Consider the following 26,171-nt stretch of genomic DNA (forward strand, 5'->3'; position numbering starts at 1 on the left):
CCTAGGTAAGCGATTAAAAATATTAACTCTACACTTATGAAATTTTTTTATATATAAAATATAATACAGAATAACAATATGAATACTCTAGTATTTTTTACTACGTTATTATCGATAGATAATAATATCTTAAACCTGAAGGGGATAAATGAGAGAGTATTAGGAGCTAACAACAAATAATTCAACCCAAGAGAATCATTCTTTTTTTGAATAAATTTTTCTTGTACTTTAAAAATTATAAAGTAAGGTGTATAAAACTATATTAATAATGTTATGGTTAAAGTTTATCGCATAAATAAATTTTTTTTGGCATATTTTGCCATAAAAATTAAAAAATCATATTTACTTAAAATAGTTCCAAAATTAATTTTTATTTTTTAAAGCTTTTAATCCTTCTTCTAAACCGTCTTTAGAAAGGGGGAAATTTACTTGCTTACCTTCAGCATTCATTACGCCTATAGAGTTATTTTCATTTGACAAAATAGTTTTTAAATCTTCTTGAGAAAGGGGAGCTATAGCCTGACAGTTACCCGCAGTACAATTAACATATTTACCAGGAGCTATTAATTTTGTTGAACTTATAATTGAAGTGCCCGCAGGGATTTGAATATTTGCAGGCAGTATTTCAATTATTTTTAATTCTTTTTCTTGACCAAAATAACCAACTTGATACATCGCTAAAACTTCTTGCTCTTTACCTTTAGTAGTATTATTTACTTGTTGAGATAAAAAACAAATTTGTTTTTTCTTATCATCAGCTATACAACTTAAGGCCCAGTTACCAAATTTTTTCTTTTCTTCTTTAGATGCTGCATCAACTTTTTCTGGTTGACCAAATAGAAAACCACTTCCTATAAAAAGAAGTCCTACAAAAACAAATAAAGTTTTTTTAAAATAATTTTTCATCTATAAAACCTAAATAATAGTTATTATTATAGCTATTTTCTAAAATCTAGCTACTAATAAAACATTGCAGAAAGCTAATGTATATATTTACAAATAAAATTGCAAAACTTTTATAAGGAATGTTTGTAATTATCAACCCCTTATTTGTCAACATTTAAAACCATATACTGGAATTTATCAATAAATTACTCCTACGTCAAGAATTTAAATATTACTATCTATTTCTTGTGTACTTTTATAACTAATCACAGCATATAACAGTATTAAAAATTCAATAATACTATCTTTAATATTTTTTCAACAGGCTGAAATTTCAATTTTTCTTTAATATTATCATTATTAATTTTTTGGTACTAAAAGTTAAATCTGAATCAAAATTAAAAATGCCAATAGTAGAGAAACAGCTAAAGGATTTGTGTAATATGATAGAAATTATAGTATGGCTAATTCGGGTGAGCAGCGATAATAATGTATTTCTTTTAAAGAAAAATACAAAGACAAGTTATGAATATACTTTAGTTGGTGGTCACGTTGAAAAAGGTGAATCTTTAAAGCACGTACTAACTCGAGAAGTAATGGAAGAAGTAGGAGTTAAGGTAAACCCAAACGATTTAATGCTTACAACTATAATAGCTAGAAAGTTAGATGATAAGCATAAAATCCACTTCTTTTTTTATACCAAATCTTGGGAAGGCACACCATATAATAAAGAACCGAATATTCATCTTACCGGTGAGTGGTATCCTTTAAATCATTTATCAACAAATATAGGGCCACTCGCTAAAAGAGGGGTAGAGTCTTTAAATAATAATAAAAATTTCTATGAATATGGTTGGGAAGAAAAATAATTAGTAACTTTAATATAATAGCTTTATGATAAAGTTTTAAAAATATCTTTTATCCTGGACAAAACCGAAGGGAAACGTACATTTTCAGGGGTTAGTTTATCAATTTCAATAAATCTAGCCTCAGAGATTTCATTTATTGCACGATTTGGTACTTTTAATGAATTATCTTTAGGAATGGTAAAATTTTTATCCATTATATGGCATTCATAAACGTAAAATTCATCTTTAAAATCTTCTAATAATTTTATTGCTTTGAGCTTGATACCTGTTTCTTCTTTAGTCTCACGTTCAGCTGTTTTATAGGCTAATTCAACACCTTCAGGTTTACCAGATGGAATATCATATTTATCAGACTTAGATACTTTTACAACTAGTAACTGATTATTCTTTTTAACTATACAGCCGCTATTACCATAATATTTTTTTAACATTTGAGGTTTATATATTTTATTGAAATACGGCAACTTTGATTCTATTGTAAAAAACTTTTTTAAGGAGTCTACAGATTTAAAATCAGTTATATTATAAGAAGCATATTTCGCTTTTTGACCTTGCCATGTCATATTTTCGCCTGAATAATCAATCTCATCCCAATCTCTTCCTATAATATGAGACGTATTTTCATCAAACGCGGCCACATTTTGGAAATTATAAGATTCTATTAATCCTTGCAAATATTTTGCTATTAAATCAGCTTCTTTTATATTTAAGGCTCTTTCATTTATTGCTATTAATAATTCTAAAGTAGTTTTTGGTAAATCATTTTGTAACGCAGGTAAGTATACAAAGTTATAATTACCAGAGTTTAAAAAATGTTCTAGGTTTTTGGCGCTTGCCTCTTTCAGTTTCATTTTCTGAGCAGTTTGCTCTACTCTTGCTTCTAGAATTGAGCATAATTTTTGCCATTGCTCCGGTAAATTACACTCTCTTGCTATAGCTGCTTCTGTTAAAAATAAAGTTATAATTATAATCAGGAAACGCATAAAAATTTATTCTATATTAATTATTTTATATAATAACTATTCCATCAGATACAGAACGCACTACATGCTCGCCTAATGCTTCATCTGTATCACCCGTAATATTATTAACGACTTTTCCCTTCATAAATAAAGTAGAAGAGCCTCCCCCATCTAAATTAATGGCTGATTTACAACCAAGGTCTTGCATATGTTCTGCAAGTTCACCTATAGTTAAACCTATTACTTGATTATTGACAAACTGTTTTTCTAGAATTTTTAAAGCTGCAGGGAGCGTTAATTTATCAAGTGCTACTCTTTACTTTTTTTAAAATTAATCTAACTTGTTCTAGTCTTAGATCTTTTATATGCTGTTTATAGATATGTTCGGCCACGACTATAATTATAGTACCATCATTACGTATTCCTAAAGCAGTATGAGCATGAGCTGGATCATTTTTTTTTGGATTATTTATAACATTTTTGCCGTTTTGAACCAATAAGGGAATACCGGTTACTATTGAAGCATTTTTACTTAAATTTACAGGTTTATTTTCTTTATCGATCAATTCTAAATTGAGTTTTACTTTATCACCAGCTTTGACTAAAGGCATTGCTCTATCAGCCCCAAAGGACAATACAAAACCTTTTTGTGGAATTTGATTATCCCCATGATTGCTTATTTCTATAATAACAAAATTCTGATCAATCAAGATTTCTTTATTAGTATAAGGCGTTAAGGTAGTTGGCGCCCAAACATCATTATAGAAAGTAATATCTTTAGAGCTTGCAAAATAATTAACTTGATTTGGAATAATAGATTTATCATCTATTTCTACTGAAATTTTTGCATTAGCTTCAATAATTTGAATATTACTTTGATCTATGATTAATAGGCTTTGCAATTGTTTTCTAAGACCAAACAGTTTGCCATTAATCATTAAAGTAAGGCTAGGCCTTCCATCATCACTACCTGCAATCTCAAAGAATCCAGCATTAATAGCAGCAACCGCATTACTGCGTAGCGCCATAGCCTCTACAGTTTCTCTGCCTATAACTTGATTATGTGCTTTAACTAATTTTAAATGAAAATGTTTAGGGTCAATAGTTAATTGATGAATAACATGCTTATCTTTTTTATAACGATTATAGGTTAAACCTTCATCCTTAGCCGCATACATATTAGAACTAAATAATATTGAGATAAGAAATAAGTAAGCTAATTTGTTCATCTTGCATTTTTCTCGTTTAGAGCTATTCTACTATAAATAGAATTTTTGATAATGCAATACCGATGTAATATGATAACCTTAGGAATATACGAGCATTATAAAGGTAAACAATATAAAGTAATTGCTACTGCTAAACATACAGAAACTGCTGAAGAGCTAGTTGTTTATCAAGCTTTATATGACGATTTTGCTTTTTGGGTTTGTCCGGTAGATATGTTTAATTGGCTGATAACAATAAAGGGAAAACAAATTCCACGTTTTAAATATTTATCAGAAGATTCATAACTCTCTACTATCCCCTAAATGTTCTATTTCTATCTGTGGTTCGTAAGAAAATTCTAAGATTTTTTGAACGGCCATATAATCATCTTTATGCTCAAAAATTTCTGCTATAACGTTACTTTTTGTCACTTGACTTATGTGTTTCTTTTTCGTAAGTATCTCAGGTAATACTTTATTATTAAGGCATATTTTTATTAATAAATCAAGATCAATCCTTTTTAGCACAAATCCATCAATGTTATCTAACACCTCTAAAATATGAGAATTTGTTAGTTTTGCTATCTTCTTCTACCATCATCAAATTTCTAAACCAACTATGATAAACATGTATGCCGTATTTCTCTAGCAGATATCCTTTAACCTTTGACTATATTGTATTATCGTTGAATCCTTGAGCTCCTAGATATTGCTGCTCGGTTTCTTTATCACTGCGTATCGGTTTATTCTTCTGCTCCATTAATTTTTGATTAGAATAAGGTATTATTTCCAAGGATTTTACACTGTTACCATAAATCGCTCTTATCTGTTTTAGTAGTGCTTTTTGCATATTTTCTGATAATTCAATCTCTCTTGTTAATTTTAGCTGATATGTTTCGTTTACGTGACTTGCCAGCCTGCAGCTTGTTTTACCTGTGCTCACGTATTAATGTACGCTGGGAGGCTCAGCCTTAAATTCATCTTGTCCAAAACTTTCTGAATTTAGCTGAGCAAAATTTTTTGTAAGGCTAATGCAAATAATATTACGATATTTGATATATTGTTTCGTCATATTAATTAGCGTGAGTTTGAGATAGCCGCTTTTTTCAAGTTCAACTAAACATTGCCTTATACGACGCTGACATACTCCGAGTAGTTGCTCAAAATAATAATAACTTTCCTGTAATTCGTTTGATTTATCGCTTCCCCCCTCCAAAATCTTGCCTAAAATCTTATCATTTTGTACTCGTGAAACTACCAATGATAAAACTTGTATAGAGGTTTTACTTAAAACTTTACCCTTGCTAGAGGTCAGGTTACGCCACTCAGGAGGGATAAAATTACCGACTATATTATAAAAGATAGTATCATTTACAGTTGTGGAAGCAAGAAAAGGTGCAACTAATTTCTGCATATACCCTCCCCTCGCGAACCCAGTTAAGAAGAGGCCTGGCGAGCTATCACACCACTCGAAAATCAAGCCAAAAGGCGAATAATAGGAGCATATGAAGGTTTGAGAAAATTTAAGAAAGGCTGAAAAGCCCTGAGGGAATATGGCGGGAGTGACGGGACTCGAACCCGCGGCCTTCTGCGTGACAGGCAGACGCTCTAACCAACTGAGCTACACCCCCTTTAAGGTAAAAGCAACAGGCGTTAATATATAATAATTATTCCATCACTGCAAGAGCAAAATGTAAAAATATAAAGGCATTTCTAACTAAATATAAATTATTTTTAAATTCAACGTCGTTGCGAGCAGGTGAAAATGTTGTTGCGTGAATATCTGAACGTCAGGGCAAGACGTCACTTGGCGTCGTGGCCATCCAGTCTTTAGTTATGCTGAACAAGTTTGCCGCGTCTATAAAAGAGCTCCTGAAATAAATGAAGTAATGACTATTATTTTCTGATGGCCGCCACGCAGTTCGCTTGCCGTGACGAGTTTTTATTAATTTTCAAGCCACGCAACAATATCGTTCTTAAAATACACCTTCTGGTTGAGGCAAGGAGAATCGAATTCTCGACCATCTGCTTTGCACGCAGAAGGCCTAACTCATAAAGATATCTTTCCTTAAATACAAAAACCTAAGATAGGCTAATCATTTTAAAGCCTAACTCTTAGTTGAATCTAAAAAATTACTATACTTTGCAAGATTCATTAAAAGGGAGGTGCTGTATCTAAATTCAGAAAATTCTTAACGTAATTTAATAAATTTTATTTTAAATCCCTTAATATAAGAGGTATACGATGGCTAAGCCAAATGTAATTAGATTAACTACTCCGTTTGAGCGCATAAAACTATATAATGTTTCTCCTGATGTTGCGCTGCGTAGGGCAATTATCACGCAGGCGATAATTGATGCAACTAATATTTCCCCAAAAATGGAGGCAAAAAAAATGGAATATGAAGCGAAAGGATGGATTTTCGGCAGAAGTGAAGATTTTTTATCAATCTGTTTTGAAGCGGAAATTGAACCTTCGGTAGTAGTCAGGATTACTAAAGAATTAATTAAGTTACATAAGAATAAATCTCAATTTAGAGAAAACAATATTATACCTTTAAAATCTAAATCTCTTAAAAAAACAAGGAATCGTATAGAAGCATCTTGATAATTTAAAATTTTAAATTTTACAATAATAATGACTTGAATTTAATTTAGTTATACACTAATTGTATAGAGGTTATTTAAGTTCTAGCCCCTTATCTATTTTTTATTATAAAACCACGAGAGTATTTATGAGTATATCAGTTTCAGGACAACATATTTCTATCGGTAGCGCATTACAGGAGCATTCAAAAGAGCGTACTACACAAATAGTGAAAAAATATTTTACCGATATAATAAATACTAGTATACATTTTTCAAAAGAGAGCGCATTTTTTACTTGTGATATCATAGTAAAATACGGCGCTGGAAAACACAATTTAGTAAAAAGTAGTTATACCACCGATGATATATATTCTGCATTTGATATATCGCTTGCAAAGCTTGAGAAGCAACTTAGAAAATATAAATCAAAGTTTAAAAATCATCATACTGGTAAGGTAAAAGCTTCTGAAATTGCTTCTGAAGGAACAAAATATGTTATCAGTAATGAAGACTATTTAGCAGATGACGATAAGGATTTAAAGGATAATAACCCTGTTATTATTGCCGAAAAACCTTTAGAGATACTAACATTGTCAGTAAAAGACGCAGTAATGAAAATGGATTTAGAAAATCTTCCTGCTTTAGTATTTTTAAATACTAAAAACGATCGTATCAATATAGTTTATCATCGTAAAGACGGTAATATCTCGTGGATAGATTACAGCACCGTTAACAAGGTTATTTAATTATTAACTAAAAAACTTTATTAACAATGCTAAAAATGCCTCATAATATTATTTCCTTTAAAGGAATTGTTCCGGAAATCGATAAGGAAACTTATATTGCTCCTAATTGCGTTTTAATAGGAGCGGTAAAGGTCGGCAGTAAATCAAGTATTTGGTTTAATACTACTCTTAGAGGAGATGTTAATTCGATTAAAATAGGGAATAGTACTAATATTCAAGACGGGACGGTAATCCATACTTCACGATTTAACGGGCCGGTAGAGATTGGAGATAACGTAACCGTCGGGCATATGTCGCTTATACATGCTTGCACAATTCATAGTAATGCCTTTATCGGTATGCGAGCTACCATAATGGATTATTCCGTAATTGAAGAATACGCTTTTATTGCTGCGGGTAGCCTTGTTCCCCCAAATAAAGTAATAAAATCTAAAGAGTTATGGATGGGATCACCCGCTAAATTCATTAGATATATAACGGAGCAGGAGTTGGAGCATATGAAAGATAACATTAAAAGTTATGTTGAGCTTACTAAGGCTTACCTAAATGCTATAAATAAAACCCAGAATTAAAAAATAAATTTATTTTTTTAATTCTGTTAACTGTTTTTGTAATTTTATTACTAAAATTTGTAGTTTTTCAAATTCTTCTCTAGTAACGTAGTTACCTTTTAATATTTTATCTTCAATTAAATTATGGCTTTTATCTACTATGTTATTGGTAACTTTTTGTGCAATGCTGCTCGCACCGATCATTATTTTTAAAATATTGTTTGTGTTCATACTACCTCTATTGATAAAGCATGTAAACCGTTTGCCAATTCCTCTGCTAGCAGGTCATTAACCATTCGATGTTTTGCTATTAAGCTTTTACCGTCAAATAAATTTGTGGAAATTTGAATTTTAAAGTGGCTCTCGACTCCGCCGTATTTATGCCCAGCATGTTTATGGCTTTCATCTGTTATCTTACAGAAATGTGGTTTTAACACAATTAATTTTTCTTTTATCCGATCTATTCGTGCCATATTCCTATATTCTTCATTATATAATATGATTTTAACATATTATATAAATAAAATAAATATGATAAAATTAATGACCGAGCTAGAGATTTTCCAGTCAGAGATTAATAATTTAAAAAAAGCTACAGCTTTGGCTTGTAAATTAGTCAATTATTATGAAATTAAAACGATAAGAAAAAGTATAAATCCTATAATTGAAGAGCTTAATAAAATTATTGATCTAGTAAGTACTGAGCTTAATACTCCATTCAGTTATAAAGAAATAAAAAAAGATCGAATATTATTTATCTTAAAAACGCAAGATTCGCATGTAATTAGGACTTTTGCCAGAAGATTGTATTTACTTTCTCAGCTTTATACTGATGAGCAAGAGCCTGCTATTTATATGAATTGCTATATTGCAAGCGTCCAATTTCCTCAAATAAGCAACGATGCTGAGAAAATTACAAATATTTTGAATATGTTACTCTCTTCTCAAAACGGAGAATATTATTATCGTGAATATAATTCTATTGATTATGATTTAGAAAATATTAAAAAATCAAATATGCAGCTTAATTTACTCAGGCAAGCTTTAGCTAAAAAAACTATGATATTCGCTTATCAACCTATCGTAGACCGTCTTACTATGAAAATTCATTATTATGAGTGTTTACTGCGAGTACCTGACGCGCATAATAATTATATTTCCGTCGGTCCGATAATTCCTATTGCAGAAAACAAAGGATTAATTTTTGCAATTGATCAAGCAGTTCTTAAAATGACTGTTCAAGAATTAGTTAAAAATCCTGATTTAATTCTTACCGTTAATATTTCAAATATGGGTACGATAGATGAAGCTTTATGGGAGCTTGCCGAAAATTTATTACAAACTCATGATGTACGTGATCGATTAATTATTGAAATTACCGAAACTTCTTTTAATGAAAATTATGAAAAAATAACAGTATTTATTAATAAATTACGTAAATTCGGCTGTAAATTTGCTTTAGACGATTTTGGTTCAGGTTTTACTTCTTTTAAACAACTGCAAAATTTACCGATTGATATTATTAAAATTGATGGCAAATATGTGCGTAATATTATAAGTGATGCGCATAGCCAATATTTTGTTGAAAAGTTAATTAAAATCTCCGAAGATTTAGGAATGAAAACAGTAGCAGAGTTTGTTGAAAACGGCGAAATAGCACAATTTTTGATTGATTTAAAAGTTAGCGGCATGCAGGGAAATTTCTTTTCAGAAGCAACCTTTGATAGGGTTCAGGATATAAAGAAATAATGAGTTCTTATTGACTTCTACATTAAAAACCTTTATGTCAAGAAAGACGCCTATTGTTAAATTTTATATTAAATAATTAAATGCTTTTACTTGAATTAAAAAGAACTAAACAAATTCTTGAGACTATACATTTTATAGGGATCGGTGGTGTCGGCATGAGCGGTATTGCCGAGATTCTGCATAATCTCGGTTACAAAGTGCAAGGCTCTGATTTATTCGAAAATTATAATACCAAAAGACTAGAGTCCAACGGTATTAAAATATTCCTGGGCCACTACTCTCAAAATATTACCAATGTTTCTTACGTTGTAATATCTTCGGCAATTAACAAAAATAATCCGGAAATACAAGAAGCTTTGCAAAGAAAAATTCCGATTATTAGGCGTGCAGAAATGCTTGCCGAGTTAATGCGATTAAAATGCTCAGTAGCGGTTTCCGGCTCGCACGGTAAAACTACAACAACTTCTCTTACGGCGTGCTTATTTGAAGCAGCAGGCTTATGCCCTACCGTAATTAACGGCGGCATTATTAACAATAAAGCAACCAATGCCTATATTGGTTCAGGAGATTATCTAATTGCGGAAGCTGATGAATCTGATGCAACTTTTATTAATATACCATCAACTATTGGGATAGTAACTAATATAGATCCGGAGCACCTAGATTATTACAAAGATTTTGCTACTTTAATTAATGCTTTTAGAAGCTTCATTACTAATTTACCGTTTTACGGTTTCGCTGTCGGTTGTATTGACCATAAAATAGTTAGAGAGCTAATTAGTACTATCACTGAGCGTAAAGTTATTACTTATGGCATAGATTCAGAGGATGCTCATGTTAAGGCTTTTAATATAAGCACTGATATAGCATCCTCCACTTTCGATATTAGAATTAAATTACCGAATGTAAGTGGCGTTACGATTATTGAGCAGATTACTATTCCGACGCCTGGAAGGCATAATATTTTAAATAGTTTAGCCGCTGTTGCAGTGGGAGTAGAGTTAGATTTTGGCATCAAGGTTATTAAAAACGGTTTTAGTAATTTTAAAGGCGTAAAACGCAGATTTACGAAGGTAGCTGAATATAATAATGCTTTTATTATTGATGATTACGCACATCATCCAGAAGAAGTGAAAGCTACACTTGCCACTGCCAGGAATATTGCCGACAAACAAAAAGGGAAAGTTATCGCTATTTTTCAGCCACATAGATATTCGAGGGTGAAATATTTATTTAATGATTTTATGGTTTGTTTTAACGATGCTGATATACTTTATATTACCGATATATATGAAGCCGGTGAATCTCCGATGGACGGCATCACAGGTAAGAATTTAGTTGAGCAAATAACGAAAAATAAACATCATTCACGAGCAAATTTTATAGCAGCGAAGCAAAATATAATACAAATTATTAAAGATAATGCACAGCCTGGTGATATGATAATAATGATGGGAGCGGGAAGTATCTCAACATGGGCTAATGATTTATCAACGAAGTTAATATGATATTACCCAAAATTCGTGGTGAGTATAGAAGAGATTATAATTTAAAGCATTTAACCTGGTTTAAAGTAGGTGGTAATGCCGAAATATTTTTTAAACCCGCTGACACTGATGATTTAATAAACTTCTTAAAACAAAATAACCAAAAATTATCAATAACGATTTTAGGTGCAGGTTCCAATATAATTATTAGAGATGGCGGAATAGATGGGTATGTTATAAAACTTGGACAAAATTTTACTAATATTGAGTTTACAAGAGCCAATTACCTTGTAGTTGGTAGCGGCTGCCTTAACTATAATCTTGCCAAATTTTGTCAGGCTAATTTAATTAGCGGCTTCGAGTTTTTAGTAGGTATTCCTGGTACTATCGGGGGGGGCGTCGCAATGAATGCTGGTTCTTATAATTCTGAATTCAAAGATATTGTAGTAGAAATTGAAGCAGTTGATTTTTCCGGGAAGACGTTAACTTTTTCTAATGAGGAAATAGGTTTTAAATATCGTGGTAACAATCTACCGAAAGATATAATCATCACTAGAACTATTTTTAAAAATAAAGAAGGTAATGAAAAAGATATAACAAAACGGATGAATGAAATAAATAATGCCAGGTCCCAGGCTCAACCGATAAAAGAGCGTACAGGAGGGAGTACGTTTGCTAATCCTGCTAATTGTGAATATAAAACTTGGCAACTAATTGACAAAGCGGGCCTCAGAGGTTATAGAATAGGCGATGCTTCTATTTCTGAACTACATTGTAATTTTATGATAAATCATGGTAATGCCACCGCTAAAGAGCTCGAAGATTTAGGCAATTTGGTACAGCAAAAAGTATTTGAAGATAGCGGAGTCATATTAGAGTGGGAAATTAAAAGGATAGGAAAATATGCTTAAATAATTATGACCTTGCTGTATGGTTTGAGAAAAGTCTTCAGCGTCATACCGTGGCTTGTCCGGTATTGTTGTGTGGCTCCGATGTCATTCCCGCGAAGGCGGGAATCTAGTTTTTTATCATGCTGAACTTGTTTCAGCATCTTTTCAGTATATCCTGAAATAAATTCAGGATGACTTGAAAGTGTTTTTCTGGATTCCGCCTTCGCAGGAATGACATAAAAATAGAAAAATAATAACGTTAACGAGCAGTATATGCATAAATATCAAACACGATGGGTCGAGAATTCTAAAGTTACAATACTAGCTAGTAGCGGTAAGAAACATATTGCATTAGTTGCCGGCGGGATGTCTGCCGAAAGAGAAGTATCATTAGTATCGGCGGAAGGCGTTAGTAAAGCACTAATAGATGCAGAGTATCAGGTTACTTTTATAGATATGGGCGCAGATATTGCCGTAAAGCTTCTTGAGATAAAGCCCGATATTGTTTTTAATTGTTTACACGGCACATACGGTGAAGACGGATGCTTACCGGGCTTACTTAATATTATGCGTATTCCATATACGCATAGCGGTTTAGCAACTTCTGCCTTAACATTTGATAAAATTTATTCAGCCAGTTTTTTTATGGCGCATAATATTACCATGCCTAAAACTATTATTGTAAATAAAAATGATAATATAAAAACTGATCCCATAGAGCGTCCTTATGTAATTAAACCGCTTAATCAAGGCTCTAGTATTGGAGTCGAGGTGATATTTAAGGAAGATAATTTTAATTTTGCTGATTATAATTTTCCTTACGGTGATCAAATAATAGTACAAAAATATATAAAAGGGCGTGAGCTGCAAGTAGCGGTTTTAAATGGCAAAGCCTTAGGAGCTTTAGAAATTAAACTTTTAAAAAATCGTTTTTATGATTACGAAACTAAATATACCGAAGGATTTGCAGAGCATTTATGTCCCGCTCCGTTATCCGCTGATTTATACAATAAATTACTTAAAAAATCTGAAGAAGTTTTTAATACTTCAAACTGTAAAGGGGTGGCAAGAGTAGAGTTTATTTTAGAAGAAAAAACAAATAAATTATTTGCTCTTGAAATAAACACTCATCCGGGTATGACTCCTTTATCGATTGTACCGGAGATAGCAGCGTATAAAAATATAAGTTTTATTAATTTAATTAAAGAAATTTTAAAGACGGCAAGCTTTGACTCATGACAAAAAAACTACGTGCTAGTAAAAAAAATAAAGTAAAAAAAACTAATATTTCACTCCGTAGAAAGATAGGGCTAATTTATACTAAAATAATATTTATTGTTAAAATTATACTCATTATTTTTGTAGCTTTGTTTCTTTTTACAAAATATTTCGCTTCTACAAAGCAAAAAATAGCACAAACTATTTATGTAAAGACAGCAAATATCGGTTTTAGGCTTGAGAATATTATAATAGAAGGACAACAAAATGTTTCTGAACCCGATATATTAAAAGTTTTAAACGCTAAAAACGGCACGCCTATTTTTGCTATTAATTTAAACGATATTAGAAATAATTTAAAAAATAATAAATGGATTAAAGACGTATATGTTGGCAGGCGGTTACCTAATACCGTTTATATTAAATTATTTGAACGCGAGCCTATTGCTATTTGGCAAATTAATAGGCAACTCTATCTAATCGACGAAGAAGGCTATAAAATCACTAAAAATATTGAACCTTTTCCGCATTTATTACATGTAGTTGGCAATGGTGCCAATATCTATGCTAGCGAGTTAGTAAAAGAGCTAAAAAAATACCCTGCTATAATGACTAAATCTTTATCAGCCGTACGCTGCGGGGATCGTAGATGGGACTTAAATCTTGAAGGGAATATAACAGTTAAGATGTCTGAAACCGGCACTGAAGAAGCCTTAAAATATATCGATGCTTTAAATAAGGCGAGTAAACTATTTAACCAAAATTATAAGACTTTAGATTTACGTGATAATAATAAATATTATCTTGAGAAGTATTAAATAGTTTTGCGTAGATAGATTTTTTTAGCCGGCATTACGAGGAGATTCGAAGAATCGAGGCGGTAATTAAGAAAGATAATATTGTTTAGATTGCCACGGGCCATACCCCTCCTCCCAATGACGTGGTGGGCTACGATCTTCGCAATACTAATGTTTTTACAACTACAAATAAACAACTAATTACGAACATGAAGGATAAAATATCTAATTTTGTGGCCCTGGATTTCGGTAGCAGTAAAATTACCTGTATAGCCGCTTATATTGGTAAAAAAGGCGAAACCAGGATAGCAAGCCAAAATTTACACCATTCCAAAGGTAGTAAATCCGGTGTTATATTAGATTTAAAAATGGCAGAGAGCAGCCTTATTGGCGCAATCTACGATTTGGAAAAAGATTGTGGAAAAAACATCAAAAAAGTAATTGTCTCCATATCGGGTACTGCTACTAAATCATATTACGTAAATCATAAAATAAAACTTACAAATGCTATTGTTTCTGATCAAGACGTTAAAAAACTACTGCAAAAAGCCTTACTGGAGTTTAAAATAAAAGATCAGGAAATTATTCACTATTTTCCGATAGAGTTTACGCTTGATAATAATGCAGTTGAAAATCCTATAGGTATGTATGGAAAAGAATTGGCTTGCGAGCTGCACATTATAGCCGCAAGTAGCAACATGCTTTCCAATATAGTTAACTGCTTCGCTAAATGTCATGTTGAAATCACTAATATAATACTTGCAGTTTATGCCTCGGGCATTGCCTGTCTTTCCGAAGATGAGAAAAAACTCGGATCTCTTATTATGGATATAGGAGATAAAACTACTTGCTTCGGCATTTTCTTTGCAGACAAATTAATATATACGGGGCATATAAATTTAGGAAGCTTTCATATTACTTCCGATATCGCCAAGGTGTTTGGCGTCGATCTTAGTACGGCAGAGAAATTAAAGATTCTATACGGCAATGCAGTATTATCTTCTTTTGATAAAAATTCTATTATTAATTTAGAAGATTTGCAAATTGATAGCCCTTATAATCTTAATGCAACAATTACTACTTACAAGCTTGCCGAAATAATCGGGCCGAGGGTAGAAGAGATATTATCCATGGTAAAAGCGGAATATGACAAGGCAACAAAAGGGCAACCGGTAGCATCCCGAACCATCATCACTGGCGGCGGTTCAATGCTTAGAGGAGTTAAGGAACTGGCAGGTAGAATTTTTGAGCAGCAGGTCCGTCTCGGTAAACCAGAAATTATTGACGGCTTTGCCGAAGATTATAACCCCGCTATCTACTCCACCGTTATCGGTGTACTAAAAATTCATGCCTTAAGACAACAACAGGAATCTTTCCATACTGACTTAAATGAAAACCCAAGTTTTTTCAAAAAACTTTTCATTTGGTTTAAGGAGAATATTTAAATTGACAATAACAAGATATTATAGGAAATAAGTTCTTTTTTAAGGTTATTATTTTAAAATAAATTTTAGATACATTCAGATATTAATTAGCCTTGTGTTAAACTCAAAAATAATACGTTCTGCTTCATATCCATCATGCTTAACTAATTTAACTTCTTCAAAATAATTATTCTTTGTGAATTCAGCAATAGTTTTACGCCAAAAAGCAAGCGCCGGTTTATTTTCAGGTAAAGCCGAAACCTCCCATAGCCCTTGATACGTTTGCCAAATTTGTTTAGCTACTTGTCTACCAACTCCCTTATTTTGAAATCTTGCAATAATAAAAAATTCTCCCATATTCCAATCGACTTTATCCTGTGTTCCAATTTTATTAAGCAATACAAAACCTGCTAGCTCATCATTTACTTTAACCAAATATGCTTTTCTATCTGCTTCTAAAAAATAATTTTTAAAGTCATTGCTTTCATATAAGCCGTCTTTTGGTAATGCCCAATCATATTCGTCTGAGGTAAAACCACAATAACGTGATAGATCATATATATAAAACCGGGCCATATTTTGGATTACAGGGTAATCAGCAAGCGTTGTGGGGATTAAATGTATATTTTTTATAAATTCGTTATTCATAACTCTTTCCTAAAATACAAACCTGCTTTTTCGCCCGAATGATAACCTAAATTTTCATAAAACGCATGCGTGCCGCCTTTTGCTCTACGGTAACCGGAAGTGAGATCAATAATTACTGGATTATGCCTTTTTGCTATCTCTTCTAGATAACTTATAAGCTTTTCACCAATTTGCTGTCTTCGATAATTTTCATCCACAACTAAAGCCTCAATATGAATTCTTATTTTATCCGACACAAACAATAAAGATTTAGACCAAGCAATAAGCCCTACTACTTTGCTATCTAACTTAGCTACAACTACTCCGTAACCATCATTATTTATAAAACTCTTAAAACGAGCGGTTAATTCTTCTAAACTGCACGAATAACCAAGCTGTGACATTAACGGTAAAATGTTTGATATATCTTTAATTGTAATAGGGCGTATATTAACCATAACTTTTTCTAAATACTATTACATGCTCTAAAATTTTTTTAGCAGCTTCGAAAGGTGATAAATCGCTGACATCAAGCTCTAATAAATGAGGATGAGAGATATTAATTAACTCCATATTTTCTTCAATTTTCAAAGATTTATAACGTACAGCTCTCTCAGAATTTGCTACACGCTTTTTATTTTCTGCTTCTGAAATAAGCAGTTTTACTGGTACAAAAAGAGAGCTGCGTTGCAAAGCCATATTTTCTACTTGCTTAAAAAGCTTATGATCTCCTTCGTCTTCATTTAGTACATTGGTTAATACGTAACTATTTTCTGGTTCTTTAGTTATAAACTCGAAAATATTATTACGAATTTTCCTAATTATTTCCCAAGCAAATTCTGGAATATCTTTAAAGCCATCATACTTAAGCAATGCAAAAACAGGATTATTAATTAATTGATTATCACAAATAATATAATCATGTTTAGCAAGTTCCTTAGCAATGGTATATTTCCCCGTGCCTGGTTTTCCTATTAGATAGATAATGATTGTCATAATTTATAAGATAAGGTTATTAATAGCTGATTATACAGTATATTAGCGGTTGCAACAAATATTAATTTATATGTGAATAACGAAACGTAATAAAATTAGGTGCAGAATGAACGACAACACTAACAAAAATATAATATCAACGAAAGATACAGAATTAGCAGACCAAAATTTATTGGCAACCTACCGATATTTCGGTATGCAAACAATTCAAATGGCAGGGGTAAATTATCATTTATTAAAAACCGGCTGTAAACACCCTTTTTGGAATATGTTTATTTTACCGGAGTCGATAGATTCTAAAATTATGGATGAGTTAGAAAATATATTTAAGTCACAAAAACTACCTTTCGCTTGGTGGGTTGATGAAAATAAAATTTCAAATTATATGAAAGAGCGTTTAGAAAGTAGAAATTATAGCTGTTTTGGCGATGTACCGGGAATGGTTATTGATTTAACAAATCATCAAGAGCGATTACCCAATGATTTGGGTAGTATTCAAATCAGGCCGGTAACTAGTAGTAAAGATTTTGGTGAATGGGTAAGCGTATTAATGGAATGCTTTGGATTCGGCAGCGATGTATATAACCTGTATATAAATAAATTCTTAGACCTTTTAGGTAAAGATGATATTTTTATTCCTTTTGCAGCTTATGACGACAAAAAAATAGTTGCGACAGCATCAATAATTTTTATAGACGGCATAGCAGGTTTTTATAACGGTTCAACTCTACCAGAATGTAGAAATTTTGGCATCGCGAGCAGCTTATATCATACCAGGTTTAAAATGCTTAAACAGTTAAAAATACCAAAAGCCTTTATACAAACCTCACCGATGTCAACCTCTATTGCGCAAAAAGCTGGCTTTCATATAGTAAAAAATTATAAATTATATTATGGTGCAAGGTAAGTTGGCATTGTTGCGTGGATACTCCAAACGTCATTGCAAACGACTGAAAACCTTGTTGCGTGGATCGAATTTTTGGTGTCATACCAGCGAAAGCTGGTATCTCACTTTTGCTATATTGTTAAGTAGATTCCCTCTTTCGAGGGAATGACACCAAGGTCGTTTAGGATATTCAGGCAACAAGTCATTTTGCTTTATTATTTTTAAATCTTTCTTCTAACTCTTTATCCAAAAGCCAAACATGTTCTTGCTCAAGTACCTTATAGCGTAATTGTTCTTTTCCTTTATCAAGGATAGGCAAAGGAGCTATTTTAGCAGCTCCATAATGAATACCTTGAAAATCAATATTTAACTCAAGGCAAATTTTCTCAACCGATTCAAGGAATTTTAAATTATCATCAATAAAAACAATTTTTTTAAAATGTAAATTGGATTTCTCAAGAGCGGCTTTAAGTACTAAACCTTTATCTGCAGAGGCTGTTAAAATAACTCCTGATTTTAACATAGGAACGCCATCTTTATTTTTAAATTCCGGAAAAATCATATCTTCTTTAAAAGGTGAAGTATTAATAAAAGAAATATTCACTTGTTTTAAACCGTCGAATCTAAAATCTTCCATTTTAGTTATATGGCCATATTTACCGGTCCACCATCCTGTCAAAGCAATTGTTGGGATTTTACGTTGTTCTAAATCCTTTATTAAATCCGGCATCCCAGAAGCAACTAGCTGTACGGTACGAATTTTAAAAATGGGAGTGAATAAGTATTTAAGTTCATCTTCGGAATATTTCTCTTTTAGTTTTTTAGTTAGTTCTCTTCTAACCGGTGCAGTAAAAGCAAATTCATCAGTCGGCATCATTAACACGTCATCTACATCGAAAATAACTAGCGTATCTTTGTCGGCTTTATTTACATATTCTTCTATTACTTTAAAGTCATTAGTGGGGATAATTTTGGCAAAGCAGTTATTAGCTAGACAAATTAAGCTTAAGAAAATAATTTTAAAAAGTTTCATAATTTATTTTAATTTAGGAAATTGAAAATTACGAATTTTGAGGTGCATTTGTGTATGCAGCACCCTAATAACCATAATACCTTGCTTTTGTTTTATGTAATAAATTACATGTTTTTTTATAGGAAAGCTTAATATGTTAGGGCATATATCGGCACGTAGAATTCCTATATTAGGATTATAGCTCAAAGCAATAGTTTTTTCATATATTTCATCTAAATACTTTATAGTTTGTTGTTTCCCCCAGTGCTTTAGACTATAATCCGTAATATCCTCAAGATCACGTTTAGCACTATCCGTAAAATTACATATGCTCATTGATTTTCATCTTTAAACTATCAAAAACATTTTTATGGTTATGTATTTTATTTCTTGCTAAGTCGTCTAGTCCTTCAGCCATAGCCATTTTTAATATTTGTTCTTTAAAAGCTTCAAGTTCTTGAAAGTCTTTATCAGATACTATTACAGCTATAGGCTTACCATTTTTAACTATACTAATAGGCTCTAATTGAGCTTTAATAAGTAATTCACCAAATTCGCGTTTTGCATAGGTTGCATTTAATTGCTCCATAAAATTGATCATTTTAATTAATTTAATCAATTAAATCATAAATTTTGTATATAATCAAGTTAATTAAATTATGCAACAACGTTTTAATTTTCTTTCTCAAACTCAATCAACCATTTTTTACGAGCGATACCACCGCCATAGCCGCCAAGTTCACCGTTACTGTTAATAATGCGGTGGCAGGGAATTATGATACCGAGTTGATTCGCTCCGTTGGCGTTTGCTACTGCCCGGTAAGCTGTTTGTTTACCAATTGCCTTAGCTTGATCTAGATAGCTTCTTGTTGTTCCGTAAGGAATGCGCATTAGCTCCTGCCAAACATGCTGCTGAAATGGGCTACCCATAAGATGCAAAGGTGTTTTAAATTCTTTTAGGCTGCCAGCAAAATATAATTTAAGTTCTGTCTCAATTGATTTAAGCGGAGCATTACTACCGGGAATAATAGCCGCTTTGGTTTTAATGCGTAGTCTTTCAACTTCACGCTCTAAACCACGCCTATCGACAAATTCTAAAAGATATAAAGCATTTTCAGCAGCAATAGCAATCATCGGACCGAGGGGAGTATCTAACCAACTAGCTTTTAAAATATTATGATGATTATCGAATTTTGTCGGTGCTGCTCCCATAATCTTAGAAAAAGCATCTCTAAAACCGCTACTTGATTCGTAACCCATATTAAGCTGCGTCTCAATTATCGCCTCCCCTTTTCTAATTTGTTTCATGGCAATCCCCATTCTTCTTGCTCGCGCATATTCTATAAAAGTCATATTAAAACGTTTTTTAAACTGCCTGCTGACAGTTGAGGGGTCTACAGCTAATTCTTTAAAATCTTGAGTTTTCCATCTTTTTTCAGGATTCGTCTCAATAGCTTCAACCAAAATTCGTATCAATTCTGAAACCTGATTTGGATGAGAAAGAGGACGACAACGCAAGCACGGTCTAAACGATGCAAGTAATGCCTGTTCTACATTTGTAAAAAATTCACAATTTTCAAATTTCGGTTTTCTAGCGGAACAGGTTGGACGGCAGAATATACCGGTTGTTTTAACTCCTACGTAAAATATCCCTTCATATTCCGAATTTTTATTGATTAAAGCTTGATAAAATTCCTGCTTAGTGATTTCAGTTAACATGTTTACCTCTTTTTTTTAATTATAGTAAATTGAGGAAAACGTGCGACCGAAATTTAGGCATGTATTTTTTATTTATTGAAGGAATATACTAAGGCTGTATGAACAAAATTTAAATTTTTCCTTTCTCATGTTGATATTCCATATTAACATATGGAATATCATTAAAGATTAAGTACCATTTCAGTTTCTACAAAACCGAATTTTTTATAGAATTTTATTTTTTTATCTTCGGCAAAGAGGCTTATTATTTTTGCTTCCTTTGCCTTTTTTACAATATTAATTAATGCTTTAGTTACTACTGCGCCGTAGCCTTGATTTCTATATTCTTTTAAAAGAGCTATGTGGTTCTCATATATAATTCTACCAGTACCGATTATTTCAATGCCGGCAAAAAGTAGATAATGAGCGGCTTTAATATCCGCTATATAGAATTCTTTTATAATTGGCCTATGTTGTTCTAATACAAAAATTTTATATCTAATCAGTATATACCGTATTAATAACCAAAGATTATAGAATTTAACTTGCTTAAATATAACGTTTTTATTGTTAGAGCTGTTAAATATATTCAATTGAATGTGTCTTTGGATTTTTTTAGCAGATAATTGGAACTGTAAGGGATTATATAATAATCAAGCTACAGCTTAATTAAAAGAGGTACCGGGAGCTAACCTCAGTCATCAACGTAACGACTTTCTGCTATACTTCACATCTCGAGAGATATTTATAATAGCAGACTCCCGGCATAATAAACATTAGCCTTGGGTCGATTTAGGTACTGTTAATAAACGTATTTTAATTATTAGCAGTACCTACTATGTTAACGATAGAGGTTAAACATCATTAAGTGACTTTTAACCTAGAGAGATAAAATAAATAAGTCAAGTATTTTAATAATTGGTTGAAAAATAATAATAGACTCTATAGTAAAAAAGTTTAAAAAGTTGATTTAATATTATATGAAAAATATTTTAGAGAGATATAATATAAATGGAATGATTTAGAAAGGAAAAATAATGAATTATAATATGTCTTCAAATTTAATTCATTCCGATTTTATAATCTTAAGAGATTTGATTTATGAGCATTGTAAATTTAAAATTTCTGAATTGATGATGGAGAAAGAAAGCTCTGAATATGGCGCCTGTACCTTTAAATTAAATAGTACAAAAGTAATATTCAGGATAGCTAAAATTACGCCTGCAAAAACAGGTCAGTTTGTAACTCTATGGAAAAGACAGGGAAATGGGCCAATTCAACCATATGATATAAAAGATGAGATAGATATTTTTATTGTGTCAGTTCGTAAAGGTTATCATTTTGGTCAATTTATATTCTCGCAATCAGTTCTATATAAGCATGGAGTTATATCAAATAATGGGACTGGGGGTAAACGGGCTATTCGTGTATATCCTCCTTGGGATATGGGGTTAAATAAACAGGCCAAAAAGACTCAAGCGTGGCAATTAGAGTATTTTTTAGATGTTGCAAATAATAAGGAAAAAATTGATCATAATAGAATAAAAACTCTTTTTACCTTATTGAGTAAATAATAATTTTAGAATATTTTTAAAGAAGTAAATTAAACTATATCTCGATAAATTTAATCCTGCTATATTTTTACAAACATTTCTAATTTATAGCCCAAAATACTACGCTCAAAGCTAAATTTAATTATTTTGAAATCTGGGTGCAGAGTATATTGCTCAGATTAGAATATAAAAAATAATTAATTACTAATAAAAAAATGCAAAAAGACCTGGCGATAATATTATGTACCTATAACGGACAAAATTACTTACAAGAACAATTGGATTCTTATAAATCACAAAATTATAAGAAATGGGAATTATTTATTTCTGATGATAATTCAACTGATGCAACAATTGATATAATAAAAAAATTTAAAATCGCGAATCAAAACCACAAAATAACTTTAAATATTAATAAAAATAAACTGGGCTTCGTTAACAATTTTTTAAATGCTACAAAAAATATTTCGAGAAATTTTGATTTTTATGCTTTTTCTGATCAAGATGACATATGGTGTAGTAAAAAACTGGAAAGAGCTGTAGATTATTTAAAAACAATTCGGGCTAATACTCCCGCTCTCTATTGTTCCAGAACTACGCTATATAATAATTCAAATAAAAAAACAGGGCTCTCTCCCCTGTTTTCTAAACCGCCTTCTTTCAGTAATGCTCTTGTACAAAGCATCGCTGGAGGTAATACTATGGTATTTAATCAGGCAGCTCATAATTTAATATCACGTGCGATTTGTGATACAGTTATTATTAGCCACGACTGGTTTTTGTACCAATTGGTAACGGGAGCGGGTGGCAAAGTTTTTTATGATCCAAGTCCTGAAATATTATATCGCCAACATAGTGATAACTTAATAGGCGGAAATATTGGTATATTTGCTAAATTATTTAGAATAAAAAAGTTATTAGATAACTCTTTTAGATCATGGAATAGCAAAAACATTAAAGTTCTTAAAAAGAATAGTATTCTATTATCTGAAGAAAATATTATAAAGCTAAATTTATTTGAACAGGCGCGTAATAAGCCTATTGTAGGGCGCTTGACAGGTTTTTATAAAGCTGGTATTTTCAGGCAGAGCTTTTCTGGGCAAATTGCCTTATGGATAGGCGCAATATTTAATAAAATATAGTATGTATAAAAATTCTTCGGAGTGTATATTAGTTACTGGAGGAGCCGGTTTTATTGGAGCGAATTTTATTTTGCAATGGATACATACTTCAAACATTAAAGTTATAAATCTAGATATATTATCTTACGCAGGTAACAGTAATAATTTAGAATCATTAAAAGATGACCCCAGGCATATTTTTGTCAAAGGTGATATTGCGGATAGAGATTTAGTCCTTAGATTATTGGAAGAACATAAACCTTATGCCATTATTAATTTTGCAGCAGAGAGTCATGTAGACCGATCAATTGCTGACGCGTCTAATTTTATTCATACCAATATTTTAGGTACTTATAATTTACTTGAAACGACTCGTGTTTATTGGAATTCTTTACCGGAGGAGGCAAAGAAAGTATTTAGATTTCTCCATATTAGTACTGATGAAGTATATGGTTCCCTAGAACAAAATGAGTCGGCTTTTACTGAGAATTCGCTTTACCAGCCCAATAGTCCTTATTCGGCAAGCAAAGCTTCCTCCGATCATCTTGTAAGAGCATGGCACCATACTTATGGTTTACCGGTAATTACTACTAACTGCTCAAATAATTATGGGCCATTTCAGTTTCCAGAAAAATTAATTCCATTGGTTATAGATCATGCTGTATCCGGTCAATTATTACCAATATATGGAGATGGTAAAAATATCAGAGACTGGTTATTTGTACAAGATCATTGTGAGGCAATTCGTACAGTATTGCATAAAGGAAAAATAGGAGAAACTTATAATATCGGCGGAAACAATGAAAAAACAAATTTAGAGGTTGTGCAAAATATTTGTTTATTACTTGATAAGTTATTACCTTTACATTCACGTAAAATTCTCCATCCTCAAACAAAAGCTGCGTTGACCTCGTACCATGAGCTTATAGCTTTTGTTCCTGATAGGCTTGGCCATGATAGAAGATATGCAATTAATTCTAATAAAATCCAACAAGAGCTTGGGTGGCAACCTAAAGAATCTTTTGAAACCGGAATTGCTAAAACTGTTGAATGGTATGTCAATAACTCTTCTTGGGTTAATTCTATAAAAACTGGTGAATACTTACAGTGTAATATGAAGGCTGAGTAGTGAAAATATTATTATTTGGAAAGAACGGTCAGGTTTCTAGGCGGCTTTATATAACTTTGTTACCTCTTGGTAAAGTAATAGCATATTGTAGCGAAGACGTCGATTTTAGAGACGGTAATAAATTAAGAGCATGTGTAAAATACCATAACCCGGATATAATAGTAAATGCAGCTGCATATACCGCAGTCGATAAGGCTGAAACGGATCAAGATAATGCTTTTTTGATTAATGCAGAAGCAGTGAGAATTTTAGCAGAAGAAGCAAATAAATTAAACGCCTGGTTAATTCATTTTTCTACGGATTATGTTTTTGACGGTACTAAAAAAACTTCATATAACGAGCAGGATGAAGTTAACCCTTTAAGTATTTATGGTAAAAGTAAAGCAAAAGGAGATGCTTATATCCAAGATATAGCAAAAAATTATTTAATTTTACGTGTTTCATGGGTTTATGATTCCTATGGTACCAGCTTTCCAAAAAAAATTCTGTCTTTAGCAAAACAGAACAAGCCTTTAAAAATTATTAATGATCAATTTGGTTCACCTAATAACGCAATATTTATCGCTAATATAACATGTTTAATTCTTTATAGAATTTTAACAACTAAGGAAAATGCTAGATTTATTGGGTTATATAATTTGTCTACCATCGGGCGAACTTCCTGGTTTGAATTTGCAAAGTTTCTGGTAAGCCAGGCGAACCTCATTGATAGTGATTTCAAGTTTGATGTTTCTGGTCTTCAGCCTGTTAGCTCAGCTGAGTATCTTACGCCAGCTCCTCGTCCTGCAAATTCGGTGTTAGACGTATCAAAACTAGAGGAAAGCTTTAACTTAAAAATGCCGAAATGGGATATATATATTCCGAAGTTTATAGAAGAGATTAATATGATGAACTTAATATGAGTAGAAAAGGAATTATATTAGCTGGCGGTTCTGGCACACGTTTACACCCATCAACCCTGGCTATTTCTAAACAATTGATTCCGGTATTTGACAAGCCAATGGTTTATTATCCTTTAACAACTTTAATGTTAGCCGGAATTAGAGAAATATTAATTATCTCTACTGCAAGGGATATCCCTTTATTTAAAGAATTATTAGGAGATGGCAGTAGTTGGGGAATGAGTTTTGAGTATGCAGTACAAAATTCTCCGGATGGACTTGCACAAGCAATTACTATTGGAGCAAATTTTATTGATAGCAATCCGAGTGCTTTAATATTAGGTGATAATATTTTTTATGGTGATTGCCTGTCAGATTTGCTATATGAAGCAGATTCTAAAAAAGAAGGAGCTACCATATTTGCTTATAGGGTGAGCGATCCCGAAAGATACGGGATAGTTGAGTTTGATGATAAGTGTAATGTAATATCGTTAGAAGAAAAACCTAAAATCCCAAAATCAAATTTTGCAGTTACCGGTTTATATTTTTACGATAAAGAAGCCCCTTATTTAGTTAATCAACTAAAACCTTCGGCTAGAGGGGAATTAGAAATCACGGACTTAAATAATCTTTATCGAGAAAAAAATAAATTATCTACTAAAATTTTAAAGCGTGGTTATGCCTGGCTTGATACCGGAACCCATGAATCTTTATTAGAAGCTTCCCAGTTTATTGCAACCATAGAGCATAGGCAGGGTTTAAAAATAGGCTGTCCGGAGGAAATTGCCTGGCGTATGGGCTGGATTAACGAGGCAAAACTTGAAGAATTGGGCAGTAAAATAGTTAAAAGCGGCTACGGACAATATTTATTAAATCTTTTACATGAAAGATAA

At 32.0% G+C, this 26,171-nt stretch carries 34 protein-coding genes, 1 tRNA gene and 1 pseudogene; 17 read left to right on the top strand and 19 right to left on the bottom strand.

Going from position 1 to position 26,171, the window contains the following annotated elements; all coding sequences use genetic code 11:
- Window positions 1-363: 363 nt before the first annotated feature.
- The gene (locus OTR29_RS02335; RefSeq protein WP_422229065.1) at window positions 364-906 is read right to left on the bottom strand and encodes an invasion associated locus B family protein; all 543 of its coding nucleotides are present in this window, start codon (window positions 904-906) and stop codon (window positions 364-366) included.
- A gap of 383 nt (window positions 907-1,289) precedes the next feature.
- Here OTR29_RS02335 and OTR29_RS02340 point away from each other — a divergent pair, with 383 nt between their 5' ends.
- Window positions 1,290-1,754 (top strand): NUDIX domain-containing protein, encoded by a 465-nt coding sequence (locus OTR29_RS02340; protein WP_422229066.1) that lies wholly within the window; start codon window positions 1,290-1,292, stop codon window positions 1,752-1,754.
- A gap of 23 nt (window positions 1,755-1,777) precedes the next feature.
- On the opposite strand, the gene OTR29_RS02345 is transcribed toward OTR29_RS02340, so the two are convergent.
- The 3 genes from OTR29_RS02345 to OTR29_RS02355 form a co-directional block, all read right to left on the bottom strand.
- Window positions 1,778-2,737, bottom strand: coding sequence for an NUDIX hydrolase (locus tag OTR29_RS02345; RefSeq protein ID WP_422229067.1), 960 nt, complete (start codon window positions 2,735-2,737; stop codon window positions 1,778-1,780).
- Window positions 2,738-2,762: 25 nt separating this feature from the next.
- Window positions 2,763-2,924: a phosphodiester glycosidase family protein gene (locus OTR29_RS02350; RefSeq protein ID WP_422229068.1), complete on the bottom strand. Its 162-nt coding sequence runs from the start codon at window positions 2,922-2,924 to the stop codon at window positions 2,763-2,765.
- Between the two features lie 94 nt (window positions 2,925-3,018).
- The gene (locus OTR29_RS02355; protein ID WP_422229069.1) at window positions 3,019-3,945 is read right to left on the bottom strand and encodes a phosphodiester glycosidase family protein; all 927 of its coding nucleotides are present in this window, start codon (window positions 3,943-3,945) and stop codon (window positions 3,019-3,021) included.
- 69 nt (window positions 3,946-4,014) lie between these two features.
- Between OTR29_RS02355 and OTR29_RS02360 the strand changes: the two genes are divergently transcribed.
- A complete protein-coding gene (locus tag OTR29_RS02360) occupies window positions 4,015-4,230 on the top strand; it encodes a DUF1653 domain-containing protein (RefSeq protein WP_422229070.1) in 216 nt (71 codons plus the stop codon).
- Here the strand turns inward: OTR29_RS02360 and OTR29_RS02365 are convergent.
- The 4 genes from OTR29_RS02365 to OTR29_RS02380 form a co-directional block, all read right to left on the bottom strand.
- Window positions 4,225-4,476, bottom strand: a complete 252-nt coding sequence (locus tag OTR29_RS02365) for a hypothetical protein (protein WP_422229071.1) — start codon at window positions 4,474-4,476, stop codon at window positions 4,225-4,227. The two genes, OTR29_RS02360 and OTR29_RS02365, sit on opposite strands and share 6 nt — an antisense overlap.
- Before the next feature lie 118 nt (window positions 4,477-4,594).
- The gene (locus tag OTR29_RS02370; protein WP_422229072.1) at window positions 4,595-4,867 is read right to left on the bottom strand and encodes a hypothetical protein; all 273 of its coding nucleotides are present in this window, start codon (window positions 4,865-4,867) and stop codon (window positions 4,595-4,597) included.
- A gap of 3 nt (window positions 4,868-4,870) precedes the next feature.
- Window positions 4,871-5,338 (bottom strand): hypothetical protein, encoded by a 468-nt coding sequence (locus tag OTR29_RS02375; RefSeq protein WP_422229073.1) that lies wholly within the window; start codon window positions 5,336-5,338, stop codon window positions 4,871-4,873.
- 140 nt (window positions 5,339-5,478) lie between these two features.
- Window positions 5,479-5,555, bottom strand: a tRNA-Asp gene (locus tag OTR29_RS02380).
- Between the two features lie 614 nt (window positions 5,556-6,169).
- Here OTR29_RS02380 and OTR29_RS02385 point away from each other — a divergent pair.
- The 3 genes from OTR29_RS02385 (at window position 6,170) to OTR29_RS02395 (ending at window position 7,831) form a co-directional block, all read left to right on the top strand.
- On the top strand, window positions 6,170-6,532 hold the full coding sequence (locus OTR29_RS02385; RefSeq protein WP_422229074.1) for a hypothetical protein: 363 nt from the start codon (window positions 6,170-6,172) through the stop codon (window positions 6,530-6,532).
- 127 nt (window positions 6,533-6,659) lie between these two features.
- On the top strand, window positions 6,660-7,259 hold the full coding sequence (gene hpf, locus OTR29_RS02390) for a ribosome hibernation-promoting factor, HPF/YfiA family (protein ID WP_422229075.1): 600 nt from the start codon (window positions 6,660-6,662) through the stop codon (window positions 7,257-7,259).
- A 35-nt stretch (window positions 7,260-7,294) separates the two neighbouring features.
- On the top strand, window positions 7,295-7,831 hold the full coding sequence (locus OTR29_RS02395) for a gamma carbonic anhydrase family protein (protein ID WP_422229295.1): 537 nt from the start codon (window positions 7,295-7,297) through the stop codon (window positions 7,829-7,831).
- A 9-nt stretch (window positions 7,832-7,840) separates the two neighbouring features.
- Here OTR29_RS02395 and OTR29_RS02400 read toward each other — a convergent pair whose 3' ends face one another.
- Together OTR29_RS02400 and OTR29_RS02405 are read right to left on the bottom strand one after the other, a co-directional pair.
- A complete protein-coding gene (locus tag OTR29_RS02400) occupies window positions 7,841-8,041 on the bottom strand; it encodes a coiled-coil domain-containing protein (RefSeq protein ID WP_422229076.1) in 201 nt (66 codons plus the stop codon).
- Window positions 8,038-8,283 (bottom strand): BolA family protein, encoded by a 246-nt coding sequence (locus OTR29_RS02405; RefSeq protein WP_422229077.1) that lies wholly within the window; start codon window positions 8,281-8,283, stop codon window positions 8,038-8,040. Before OTR29_RS02405 ends, OTR29_RS02400 begins: the two co-directional genes overlap by 4 nt.
- A gap of 43 nt (window positions 8,284-8,326) precedes the next feature.
- On the opposite strand from OTR29_RS02405, the gene OTR29_RS02410 reads away from it, so the two are divergent.
- From OTR29_RS02410 to ftsA, 6 genes are all read left to right on the top strand, one after another.
- Window positions 8,327-9,559, top strand: a complete 1,233-nt coding sequence (locus tag OTR29_RS02410) for an EAL domain-containing protein (protein ID WP_422229296.1) — start codon at window positions 8,327-8,329, stop codon at window positions 9,557-9,559.
- Window positions 9,560-9,639: 80 nt separating this feature from the next.
- The gene (gene murC, locus OTR29_RS02415; RefSeq protein WP_422229078.1) at window positions 9,640-11,067 is read left to right on the top strand and encodes a UDP-N-acetylmuramate--L-alanine ligase; all 1,428 of its coding nucleotides are present in this window, start codon (window positions 9,640-9,642) and stop codon (window positions 11,065-11,067) included.
- Window positions 11,064-11,957 (top strand): UDP-N-acetylmuramate dehydrogenase, encoded by an 894-nt coding sequence (murB, locus tag OTR29_RS02420; protein WP_422229079.1) that lies wholly within the window; start codon window positions 11,064-11,066, stop codon window positions 11,955-11,957. The genes murC and murB overlap by 4 nt, the downstream gene beginning before the upstream one ends.
- 252 nt (window positions 11,958-12,209) lie before the next feature.
- Window positions 12,210-13,175, top strand: a complete 966-nt coding sequence (locus OTR29_RS02425) for a D-alanine--D-alanine ligase (protein ID WP_422229080.1) — start codon at window positions 12,210-12,212, stop codon at window positions 13,173-13,175.
- The gene (locus OTR29_RS02430) at window positions 13,172-13,972 is read left to right on the top strand and encodes a cell division protein FtsQ/DivIB (RefSeq protein ID WP_422229081.1); all 801 of its coding nucleotides are present in this window, start codon (window positions 13,172-13,174) and stop codon (window positions 13,970-13,972) included. Before OTR29_RS02425 ends, OTR29_RS02430 begins: the two co-directional genes overlap by 4 nt.
- A gap of 188 nt (window positions 13,973-14,160) precedes the next feature.
- Entirely contained in the window at window positions 14,161-15,396 is a 1,236-nt protein-coding gene (ftsA, locus tag OTR29_RS02435) for a cell division protein FtsA (RefSeq protein ID WP_422229082.1), read from the top strand.
- Window positions 15,397-15,471: 75 nt separating this feature from the next.
- On the opposite strand, the gene OTR29_RS02440 is transcribed toward ftsA, so the two are convergent.
- From OTR29_RS02440 to OTR29_RS02450, 3 genes are read right to left on the bottom strand one after another with little or no spacing between them, the layout of a single operon-like run.
- Complete coding sequence (locus OTR29_RS02440) at window positions 15,472-16,023, bottom strand: GNAT family N-acetyltransferase (RefSeq protein WP_422229083.1); 552 nt, start codon at window positions 16,021-16,023, stop codon at window positions 15,472-15,474.
- Window positions 16,020-16,460 carry a GNAT family N-acetyltransferase gene (locus OTR29_RS02445; protein WP_422229084.1) on the bottom strand — a complete coding sequence of 147 codons (441 nt, stop codon included), beginning with the start codon at window positions 16,458-16,460 and terminating at the stop codon, window positions 16,020-16,022. Before OTR29_RS02445 ends, OTR29_RS02440 begins: the two co-directional genes overlap by 4 nt.
- Window positions 16,453-16,998: a hypothetical protein gene (locus OTR29_RS02450; RefSeq protein WP_422229085.1), complete on the bottom strand. Its 546-nt coding sequence runs from the start codon at window positions 16,996-16,998 to the stop codon at window positions 16,453-16,455. Before OTR29_RS02450 ends, OTR29_RS02445 begins: the two co-directional genes overlap by 8 nt.
- A gap of 106 nt (window positions 16,999-17,104) precedes the next feature.
- Here OTR29_RS02450 and OTR29_RS02455 point away from each other — a divergent pair, with 106 nt between their 5' ends.
- Window positions 17,105-17,905 (top strand): hypothetical protein, encoded by an 801-nt coding sequence (locus OTR29_RS02455; RefSeq protein WP_422229086.1) that lies wholly within the window; start codon window positions 17,105-17,107, stop codon window positions 17,903-17,905.
- A 181-nt stretch (window positions 17,906-18,086) separates the two neighbouring features.
- Here the strand turns inward: OTR29_RS02455 and OTR29_RS02460 are convergent, their stop codons facing one another.
- From OTR29_RS02460 to OTR29_RS02485, 6 genes and pseudogenes are all read right to left on the bottom strand, one after another.
- Entirely contained in the window at window positions 18,087-18,917 is an 831-nt protein-coding gene (locus tag OTR29_RS02460) for a DUF2608 domain-containing protein (RefSeq protein ID WP_422229087.1), read from the bottom strand.
- Window positions 18,918-18,920: 3 nt separating this feature from the next.
- Window positions 18,921-19,232 carry a type II toxin-antitoxin system RelE/ParE family toxin gene (locus tag OTR29_RS02465; protein ID WP_422229088.1) on the bottom strand — a complete coding sequence of 104 codons (312 nt, stop codon included), beginning with the start codon at window positions 19,230-19,232 and terminating at the stop codon, window positions 18,921-18,923.
- A complete protein-coding gene (locus OTR29_RS02470) occupies window positions 19,219-19,485 on the bottom strand; it encodes a type II toxin-antitoxin system prevent-host-death family antitoxin (RefSeq protein ID WP_422229089.1) in 267 nt (88 codons plus the stop codon). The genes OTR29_RS02465 and OTR29_RS02470 overlap by 14 nt, the downstream gene beginning before the upstream one ends.
- A gap of 83 nt (window positions 19,486-19,568) precedes the next feature.
- Window positions 19,569-20,108, bottom strand: coding sequence for a methylated-DNA--[protein]-cysteine S-methyltransferase (locus tag OTR29_RS02475; RefSeq protein ID WP_422229297.1), 540 nt, complete (start codon window positions 20,106-20,108; stop codon window positions 19,569-19,571).
- Window positions 20,094-20,615 (bottom strand): annotated as a pseudogene (locus OTR29_RS02480) (bifunctional transcriptional activator/DNA repair enzyme AdaA); the annotation flags it as partial. The pseudogene OTR29_RS02480 and the gene OTR29_RS02475, both read right to left, overlap by 15 nt.
- A 161-nt stretch (window positions 20,616-20,776) precedes the next feature.
- Window positions 20,777-21,187, bottom strand: a complete 411-nt coding sequence (locus OTR29_RS02485; protein ID WP_422229090.1) for a GNAT family N-acetyltransferase — start codon at window positions 21,185-21,187, stop codon at window positions 20,777-20,779.
- Window positions 21,188-21,643: 456 nt separating this feature from the next.
- On the opposite strand from OTR29_RS02485, the gene OTR29_RS02490 reads away from it, so the two are divergent.
- From OTR29_RS02490 to rfbA, 5 genes are all read left to right on the top strand, one after another.
- Entirely contained in the window at window positions 21,644-22,168 is a 525-nt protein-coding gene (locus tag OTR29_RS02490; protein WP_422229091.1) for a MepB family protein, read from the top strand.
- A 194-nt stretch (window positions 22,169-22,362) separates the two neighbouring features.
- Window positions 22,363-23,289 carry a glycosyltransferase family 2 protein gene (locus tag OTR29_RS02495; protein WP_422229092.1) on the top strand — a complete coding sequence of 309 codons (927 nt, stop codon included), beginning with the start codon at window positions 22,363-22,365 and terminating at the stop codon, window positions 23,287-23,289.
- 1 nt (window position 23,290) lies between these two features.
- Window positions 23,291-24,397 carry a dTDP-glucose 4,6-dehydratase gene (rfbB, locus tag OTR29_RS02500; protein WP_422229093.1) on the top strand — a complete coding sequence of 369 codons (1,107 nt, stop codon included), beginning with the start codon at window positions 23,291-23,293 and terminating at the stop codon, window positions 24,395-24,397.
- Entirely contained in the window at window positions 24,397-25,299 is a 903-nt protein-coding gene (rfbD, locus tag OTR29_RS02505; protein WP_422229094.1) for a dTDP-4-dehydrorhamnose reductase, read from the top strand. Before rfbB ends, rfbD begins: the two co-directional genes overlap by 1 nt.
- Entirely contained in the window at window positions 25,296-26,171 is an 876-nt protein-coding gene (gene rfbA, locus OTR29_RS02510; protein WP_422229095.1) for a glucose-1-phosphate thymidylyltransferase RfbA, read from the top strand. The genes rfbD and rfbA overlap by 4 nt, the downstream gene beginning before the upstream one ends.

The organism is Rickettsia endosymbiont of Halotydeus destructor (genome assembly GCF_049278075.1).
Classification (GTDB): Bacteria; Pseudomonadota; Alphaproteobacteria; order Rickettsiales; family Rickettsiaceae; genus Rickettsia.